The sequence below is a fragment of the Gilliamella sp. Nev3-1 genome (assembly GCF_001690435.1).
In the GTDB taxonomy this organism is placed as follows: Bacteria; Pseudomonadota; Gammaproteobacteria; order Enterobacterales; family Orbaceae; genus Gilliamella; species Gilliamella apicola_C.
The window spans coordinates 1-1,411 of record NZ_LZHN01000048.1 but is presented as its reverse complement, the minus strand read 5'-3'; the positions used below and the strand labels follow the sequence as shown (position 1 = coordinate 1,411).

General features: G+C 25.6%; 2 protein-coding genes. Both read right to left on the bottom strand.

What is annotated here, in order from left to right:
* Positions 1–38: 38 nt before the first annotated feature.
* Positions 39–1,130, bottom strand: a complete 1,092-nt coding sequence (locus A9G40_RS07815; protein WP_065582594.1) for a stealth family protein — start codon at positions 1,128–1,130, stop codon at positions 39–41.
* 9 nt (positions 1,131–1,139) lie between these two features.
* Positions 1,140–1,411, bottom strand: a 272-nt coding sequence (locus A9G40_RS07810) for a capsular polysaccharide export protein, LipB/KpsS family (protein ID WP_442902720.1), incomplete at its 5' end; no start/stop codon positions are given.

The window sequence follows — 1,411 nt, the reverse complement described above, 5'->3', positions numbered from 1 at the left end:
TTACTTTTTATTCCATATAATGAAATATATTTTTTATATTATCTATAAAAACTTTTCAAAAATATCATTAAATTATTTTTATCGTATAACAAAGATGCTTTTTGTGTACTAAAATCATTAGCACAAATAGAGTGCGGTAATATTTTCTTTTTCTTTTTATGACTTAAAATATTATAGTTTGTGTTAGCAAATGCTGAGCGAATATTAAAATAATAACAGATATCTCGAGCCAATATTGACCGCCCCTCAAGATACATCATCCATGGTATTAAAAAAGTTGCTAAATTAATATCATTATTAGCTCTAAAACGATTACTGATAAATCCATTGATATCTTTACTAAAATAAGACCATGCATACTTAAAATAAGATTTTTTCAATGGTACGTAAGTATGGACTAAAGGAATATTTATATTTTTGCCATATTTTTTTAATAATAATTGCCTGGAATTTAAGCATGCTGCTAATGTAGGTGTGTTTACACCTTTTTTAAGCATATCATCTAAGTTTCTTTTATTTAAAAATAGAGATGTTAAATTATTCCCACTTAGAAAGTGAGATTTTGGTAATTCTCTAGCGACAAAAACATCGTCATTAAAATAAATAAAATTCTCAGATAAGCTAGGTATATTATGAAGATGGGCTTCAATAACATGAGAATTAAATGTCGGAAGATATGTTTTATCTATTATTTGATTATGATCAACAACAATAACTTTATTAGGTAATGTAAATTCTGGAATTTGATTATCTGTAACTAAAAATATATTTCGTACCCATGGCATAAAAAGATTAATGCTTTTAATTACATAAAATAATTCGCCATGATTTTCAAATCTCGCATTATCTATAGATATTGGGTTCACTACATTTATGTTTTGCTGATTTTTATAGTATTCTAATTTTTTTACCCATTTTGGATCGTAATTATTAACCCAAGTAATAACAACATCAACAGGGTCACAACTTGTATTAATATCTATGTTATATAATTTAAAATCATTTGTAATTAAAATATCTTCCTCAAAAACATCATGATTTTGCTCATCAAAAGACAACGGATATTTTTTTATAAAATAATCTCTGAAAAATATTTGAGGATTTTTTAAAAATTTAGTAAGTTTACTCATATATAATATCTATAGACTAATATTAAGTTTAAAATCCTTATAATAAATAGATCCCTTAATTTGGGATTTATTACACAAATAACTTCGATATTTTTCAAATAACAGAATATCAGGTTTCTGTCCTTCTTTCCAAAAACGGTCTAACCCATATTGAAAAGTCAAACCTTGTATATCATAATGAGCATTGCTTAACGCTATTACTGGTAATCCATGGATAAGTGCTGATAACCCACAGGTGCTGTTAACTGTAACTAATCCTATTGCTTTTCTTAATAAAATTG

What these genes read in the sequence shown, in the direction of transcription:
- A9G40_RS07815 (WP_065582594.1), bottom strand. Translation starts at nt 1,130, where the DNA reads ATGAGTAAACTTACTAAATTTTTAAAAAATCCTCAAATATTTTTCAGA.